Annotated in this window: 7 protein-coding genes; all 7 read right to left on the bottom strand. The window is 71.5% G+C overall.

Translation table 11 applies throughout. The features are described 5' to 3' along the window. Window positions 1–1,462: cytochrome P450 (locus CIB93_RS36540; protein WP_179500374.1), on the bottom strand; the 1,462-nt coding region annotated here is incomplete at its 3' end. A 159-nt stretch (window positions 1,463–1,621) separates the two neighbouring features. Continuing rightward, window positions 1,622–2,236: an ATP/GTP-binding protein gene (locus tag CIB93_RS36535; RefSeq protein ID WP_096633080.1), complete on the bottom strand. Its 615-nt coding sequence runs from the start codon at window positions 2,234–2,236 to the stop codon at window positions 1,622–1,624. Next, complete coding sequence (locus CIB93_RS36530; protein WP_096633079.1) at window positions 2,217–2,588, bottom strand: DUF742 domain-containing protein; 372 nt, start codon at window positions 2,586–2,588, stop codon at window positions 2,217–2,219. Before CIB93_RS36530 ends, CIB93_RS36535 begins: the two co-directional genes overlap by 20 nt. Continuing rightward, window positions 2,585–2,992: a roadblock/LC7 domain-containing protein gene (locus CIB93_RS36525; RefSeq protein ID WP_006128841.1), complete on the bottom strand. Its 408-nt coding sequence runs from the start codon at window positions 2,990–2,992 to the stop codon at window positions 2,585–2,587. Before CIB93_RS36525 ends, CIB93_RS36530 begins: the two co-directional genes overlap by 4 nt. After that, a complete protein-coding gene (locus tag CIB93_RS36520; protein ID WP_096633078.1) occupies window positions 2,989–4,635 on the bottom strand; it encodes a sensor histidine kinase KdpD in 1,647 nt (548 codons plus the stop codon). Before CIB93_RS36520 ends, CIB93_RS36525 begins: the two co-directional genes overlap by 4 nt. A 452-nt stretch (window positions 4,636–5,087) precedes the next feature. Beyond that, window positions 5,088–5,594, bottom strand: a complete 507-nt coding sequence (locus CIB93_RS36515; protein WP_096633077.1) for a MarR family winged helix-turn-helix transcriptional regulator — start codon at window positions 5,592–5,594, stop codon at window positions 5,088–5,090. Next, a partial coding sequence (locus tag CIB93_RS36510; RefSeq protein WP_143660138.1) for an FUSC family protein occupies window positions 5,591–6,453 on the bottom strand: 863 nt, incomplete at its 5' end. The genes CIB93_RS36510 and CIB93_RS36515, both read right to left, overlap by 4 nt.

The raw sequence follows: 6,453 nt of genomic DNA, 5'->3' as shown, positions 1-6,453 counted from the left end.
CGACGGGCGGCGCGGCGGGGGCGGGCTGCGGGGCGGTGCCCGGGGCGTGGGCGGGCTGCACGCCCGCCGCGGGCAACGGCTCGGGGACGGGCGGGGGCGGGGAGGAGATCTCCCAGCCGTCGGCCGGGCGGGCGGTGCGGGCCATCACCGAGAGCGGGTCGGCGTCCAGCTTCTGCTGGGGGCTGGGGGCGAACTTCACCGGCAGCTCGACCAGGTGGCGCGACATGATGTTGCCGACCCAGCGCAGTTCGCTCTCCTCGACGCCGAGCTCCAGGTCGGGCAGACGCATCAGGAGGGCGTCGACTCCGACGTCGGCGATGGCACGGCCGATGTCCTGGCCGGGGCACTCGTGGGGGCCGCCGCTGAAGGCGAGGTGGGCTCGGTTGCCTCCCATGTCGGCGCCCAGGTCCGGGCGGACGGTGGGGTCGGTGTTGGCGGGGGCGATGCCGACGAGCAGGGCGTCGCCCGCCTTGATCTGCTGGCCGCCCAGCTCGGTGTCGCCGACCGCCCAGCGGCCGAAGACCGCGGTGAAGGGCGGCTCGTCCCAGAGGGTCTGCTCCACCGCCTCCGGCACGGTCATGTGGCCGCCGCTGAGCCGGGCTCGGAAGCGCGGGTCGGTCAGGACCATGCGCAGCACGTTGGCGATGAGGTTGGCGGTGGACTCGTACGCGGCGATGAGGATGAGGCGCAGATGCTCGACGACCTCGATGTCGGTCATCGTCGCGGGGTGCTCGACGAGCCAGCTGGCCAGGTCCGGTGCGGGCTCGGCGCGGCGGTTCTCCACCAGGCGGGTCAGCACGGACACGATGTGGGCGTTGCTGGCCACGGCGGTCTCGGTGCCGCGGGTCATGTCGCGGGCGGCCTGGACGAGGCGCTCGTCGTACTCCTCGGGCATGCCGAAGATCGCGCACATCACCATCATCGGCAGGTGCTCCGCGAACTGGCCGACCAGGTCGGCGGTGCCCTTCTCGCAGAAGTCGTTGACCAGGCGGTTACTGAAGCGGTTGATGTGGCGTCGCACGCCACGGGTGTCGATGCGCTCCATGCTGTCGGTGACCGCGCCGCGCTGGCGTTCGTGCGTGGCGCCGTCGGCGAACACGCAGACGGGCTGCCAGGTGAAGATCGGGGCGAGCGGGTGGTCCGGGGCGACACTGCCGTCCTGGAGGGCGCGCCAGCGCCGCGAGTCCCGCGAGAACTGGGACGGCGTACGGGTGAGGTGGAGGTTCTCGCTGTGGCCCAGGACGAGCCAGGCGGGGACGTCGCCGTGGAGCAGGACCGGGGCGACCGTGCCGTGTTCGGCGCGGAGTTTGTCGTAGAGGCCCGCGGGGTTGTTCTCCGCCTCGGGGCCGTAGAGGCGGCGCAGTCCGCCGGGACCGATGTCGCCGGGACCGCTGCCGAGGTTGTGGGCCGGGCACTGGGGCGGCGGCACGGCACCGGGTTCGTGGTGGAAGGGGGTTGTCACTGTGGCTCCAGGGATCAGGACGGCCGAGGATCGAGCACGGGCGGGCAAGGGGCGTGTACGGGTACTGCGTTGGGTGCGGCACAGGTGCTGCACCGGGCGGACGCCGGGGGAACGGCGCACGCTCGCCGCCGGGACGGCCGGGGAACCGTCCCGGGGGCGTCAGGCGAGCGGGACGGCCAGGCTGTGCAGATAGCGCATCAGCGTCATCAGCACATCGCGGCTGGAGGTCCGAAGCCGGGCGTCGCAGTCGATCATCGGGACCTCGTCCGGCAGGTCGAGGGCTCTGCGCAGGGCCTCGACCGGGTGGTGCGGCGCGTCGGGGAAGGTGTTGACGGCCACCACGAACGGCACTCCGCGCTCCTCCAGCCGGCCGATGACGTCGAAGCTGACTTCGAGCCGTCTCGTGTCGATGAGGACGACGGCGCCGAGCGCTCCTTCGAAAAGGCCGTTCCACAGGAACCAGAAGCGTTCCTGGCCGGGGGTGCCGAAGAGATAGAGGACCAGTTCCTCGCTGAGGCTGATCCGGCCGAAGTCCATGGCGACGGTGGTGGCGGTCTTCGTCTCCACCCCGGCGTTGTCGTCCACGCCGACACCGGCCTGGGTCATGGTCTCTTCGGTCGTCAGGGGCCGGATCTCACTGACCGATCCGACCATGGTCGTCTTGCCGACCCCGAACCCGCCGACGATCACGACCTTCACCGCGGCGGTGGCCGTGGTGGGGAGGACGTCCTCGCTGCGGGGTCCGGTGATCGTGTCAGAGCTTCTGAAGTCCATGCATCACCGCTTCGAGGAGGGACCTGTCGGGGAGAGTGGCGCGGACGATCGGCGCGCGCGACTCGATGAGTTCGGTGGCGAGGAGATCGCTCAGGAGCGAGGTGACCACGCTGAAGGGCAGGCTGAGATAGGCCGAGATCTCGGCGACCGACAAGGGCGCCTGGCAGAGCCTCAGAATCGCTGCCTGCTCGGGCTGGAACGTCGGCGAGGGCTCCGCCTGTGCGACGACCATCGTGACCAGGTCGAGCGCCCCGCGCTCGCTGTCGTCGAGATCGCCGGTGATCACGTACAGCCGTTCCGGGTCGTTGAGTGCCGGATCGGTCTTGCGGCGTTCTCGTTGGGGTCCGCTCATCCGGACTGCCCGCCGTGGCGGGGCGGGCTGGTCAGGTGGGCACCGATCCGCACGACCATGTCCCGCATCCTGGCGCCGACCAGTCCGGCGTCGACGGTCTCGCCGGCCAGGACGGCGAGATACGCACCGGTACCGGCCGCCATCAAGTAGAAGAAGCCGCCGGTCACTTCGATGACCACCAGCTTCATCAGACCGTCGCTGTAGGGGATTTCGGTGGCCACTGCGGCGGCCAGGCTCTGCAGCCCGGCGCAGGCGGCCGCCAGCCGGTCGGCGACGTCGGGGTCGCCGCCGTGCATGGCGATGCGCAGGCCGTCCGAGGAGAGCACCACGATCTGGTGGATGCTCGGCACGTCGTCGGCCAGCTCCTTGAGCATCCAGTCCATGTTTCCCCGCTGCTGGATCACTTCAGGTCTCCCTTGTCCCACGCGTCATCGGAGTCTTCGCCGTGCTTCGGTTCCTGCGGTACGCCGTTGACGGCCTTGGTGAAGGCCTCCAGCCAGAGGCCGGGGGGCTTCTCCTCGCCGCGCCCGCCGTCCGCGTCCGCGCCCGCCTCCCGGCCGGGCAGGCCGCCGTTGGCGGGGGCCGGGGGCGGCGGTGGCTGCTGCGGCAGGTTGTGCGAGCCGAGCGGGGCGCGGCCCCTGCTGCGGCGCTGCGGCAGCCCGTTCTCGGTCCACTCGGTGACCACGGGAACGTCGTCCTCCATGGCCGACGCGGGGACGGCCGGGCGAGACGCGGCCGTGGGGGCGCCGGTGGGGACCGGGGCGACCACGGAGGGTACGGGGCCGGTGGCGGCGGGCTTGGGCTTGCGCTTGCCGGGCGGCGGCACCACGTGCTGAAGCTGCGACATGTCCAGCGAGCTGGTGGGCCGCGAGGTGGCGCCGATGCCGTGGGCGATGCCCGGGGCGGGCCCGGTAGTGATCATGTCGCGCGGCACGATGAGGACGGCGCGGACGCCGCCGTACGCCGACTGGCGCAGCGACACCTGGAGTTGGTACATCCGGGAGAGTCGGCCGACGACGGCCATGCCGAGCCGCGGGGACTCCCCCAGGTCGTTCATGTTGATGCCGGCCTGGGCCTGGGCGAGCATGTTCTCGGCGCGGGCGCGGGCCTCCTCGCTGAGGCTGACGCCGCCGTCCTCGATCTCGATGGCGATGCCGGTCTGCACCTCGACCGCGGTGACGTGCACCCGGGTCTGCGGGGGCGAGTAGCGGGTCGCGTTGTCGAGCAGTTCGGCGCAGGCGTGGATGAGCGGTTCGACCGAGGTGCCGACGATGGCGACCTTGGCGATCGAGTGCAGATCGACGCGCTGGTATTCGAGGATGCGGGACATCGCCCCGCGCAGCACACTGAACAGCGGTACGGGCTTGGGCCATTGGCGGCTGGGGCGGGCACCGCCGAGAACGGCGATGGAGTCGGCGAGGCGGCCGATCAGCGCGGTGCCGTGGTCGATGCGCAGCAGGTCGTCGAAGACCTCGGGGTTGCGCCCGTAGTGGTCCTCCATCTCCCGCAGTTCACTGGCCTGGCGGTGCACGATCGCCTGCACTCGGCGGGCGACGCTGACGAAGGCGCGCTGGGCGGAGTCACGCCGGGCCTCCTCGTTGTCGATGACTTCGAGGACCTGGTAGACCTGCTCGCGCAGCGCCTTGGGCAGATGGCGGTTGGCCACGTCCGCGTCGACGATGTCGCGCATCACTTCTTCGGGCGAATTGCCCACGCGCAGCCGCCGGATGGCGGCGGGCATGACCTCCTTGGTGAGCCGCACGGTCTCGGAGTCGTGCGAGAGGATGCGGTGTTCCAGGTAGGCGATGCGCTGTTCGTACTCGGCGCGCTGGACCCGCAGGGCACGCCGTCGGCGGTGCAGTGCCACGGTGAGCACGGCGACCACGAGCGTGGCGATCGCGCCGCACACGGCGACTGGTATCCGCGCGGCCGGTACGACCAGGGCCGCGCCGGCGGCGGTGGCGCCGGCCAGCAGGGCCACGGGCAGCAGGACTACGCGGACGACGGGGACTTCTCTGTCGGTCGGCGGTGATTCAACACGGACCATCTAAACCCTCTGGCGGTTGATTCCGGGATGTATGCGCACGCGAGCGGAGACTCAGGAACAAGTGCTCGAATTCATCTCAACTCGACTTCACTGCGCGTGAGCTTAGCCAGATCAGAACAGTGCTTCGGCATATTCGCCCAACCCCCTGCGGAGGCCCGCCGAGAGGAATACACTCTCCAGTTTTTGCACTGAGCGCTGTGGAACGTGTGCAAGGAGTAAGGAAGGCTGAAAATGGCCCTTTCATGGGCCACAGCCATCACCGAGGAAGTTCTTGATGAGGTCATTTCGGGGCAAAACGCCCTGCCATCAGCCTCCTTCACCCCGCGGAACCAGACAGAGGCACAGGCGATCGAACCGGATCGAAAGGTACAGATTCCCGGCCGACGGAGGGGTGGCACAAAAAAGCGCCGCGCTGACGCGCATATGGACCCCTCCTCCGCGGGGACGCCGGGTCAGCGCCGGGCGCCGCCGAGGCGCCCCTCCAGCTGGACGAGCAACTCACTCAGCCGGGAGGCGAGTTCGCCCCGGCCGCCGTCGTCGAGCCCAGCCAACACCGAGCTTTCGTAAGCCAGTTGTTCGGGCAGCAGTCGGTCGACGAGAGCGCGGCCCTCGTCGGTGAGGCGCACATGGGCGACCCTGCGGTCGCGGTCGTCGCCCCGGCGGCCGACCAGCCCGCGGTCCTGGAGGGCGCGCAGCCGCTTGGTGACGGCGGCTCCGGAGGAGAAGGTCTCGCGGGCCAGCTCGCCGGGGGTCAGCTCCCGGTCCGTACGGCGTACGGCGCCGAGCAGGTCGAACTCGGCGCGGGTCAGTCCGGCGGAGCGCAGCGGGGCGTCCTCCGCCTGCTGGAGCAGGGCGGCGCAGCGGTTGATCCGGCCGATGATCTCCATCGGTCCGGTGTCGAGCTCGGGGTTGACGGTCTGCCACTGCCGGACCACCGAGGCAACGATGTCGTCGGTCACTCCGCTCCGATCGAAGGGGCGTGACCCGTCGGGCCGCGCCGTTGTGCTGTCGCGGCGAGCGTACGGTGTCCGGCCTGCTCAGCTGCGAGAAGGCGCTGCTCGGGCAGGGCGCGCTGCCGCCATTCGCCCGCCGCGGTGTCGCCCGCCTCGCGCAGTTCGACGAGGCTCGCGGTGAGCGCCCGGCGGGCCCGGTCGCGTACGGCGGGCGGGGCGCCCTGGCCGGAGTGCGCCCGTTCGACGTCGGCGCGGGCCCGCTCCGTGGCGTCGAGCGCCAGCTCGACCCGGCCTGCGGCGCGCCGGTTGGTGACGAGCGTCGCGGCGAGGAATCCGGTGGCCGCGCCGAGGAGGGTGTCCAGGACCCGGTCGCCGATCAGCTCCCCGGCCGGATGGGTGCCGCCGAACTCCAGGACGAGCAGGGCCATCGGGGTCACGGCGACGGAGCCGAGCCAGTAGTTGCGGGTGATCAGGGCCTCGGCGGCGAAGCTGAAGAAGAGGCAGCAGCAGACGAGGGCGAGCGGGCCGGTCCGGGAGAGCGGCAGGACGGCGGCGAAGACGAACACGCCCACGAGGTTGCCCAGGGTTCGCTGGAGGGCCCGGTTCCACGACAGGGTGAGGCTGGCCTGGCAGAGGGAGGCGGCCGTGACGATCGCCCAGTAGGGGCGGCCGACACCGAGCGCGGCGCACAGGTACCCGGCGAACGCGCAGCCGGTCAGGGTCCGGGCGGCGACGGGCAGCAGGGGCGATCCGGGGCCGAGGCGGCGCAGCAGGGCGCGGCGGGCGGCGCGGCGGCCGGCCGGGGTGCGCAGTTCGGCGCGTTCGGCGTCGATCCCGTGGAGCCCGTCGGCGGAGCCGGGCGCGG

Origin of the sequence: Streptomyces sp. WZ.A104, from assembly GCF_002382885.1 — a bacterium.
Classification (GTDB): Bacteria; Actinomycetota; Actinomycetes; order Streptomycetales; family Streptomycetaceae; genus Streptomyces.
This window is presented reverse-complemented; position numbering and strand designations above follow the sequence as displayed.

What these genes read in the sequence shown, in the direction of transcription:
- CIB93_RS36535 (WP_096633080.1), bottom strand. Translation starts at nt 2,236, where the DNA reads ATGGACTTCAGAAGCTCTGACACGATCACCGGACCCCGCAGCGAGGAC.
- CIB93_RS36530 (WP_096633079.1), bottom strand. Translation starts at nt 2,588, where the DNA reads ATGAGCGGACCCCAACGAGAACGCCGCAAGACCGATCCGGCACTCAAC.
- CIB93_RS36520 (WP_096633078.1), bottom strand. Translation starts at nt 4,635, where the DNA reads ATGGTCCGTGTTGAATCACCGCCGACCGACAGAGAAGTCCCCGTCGTC.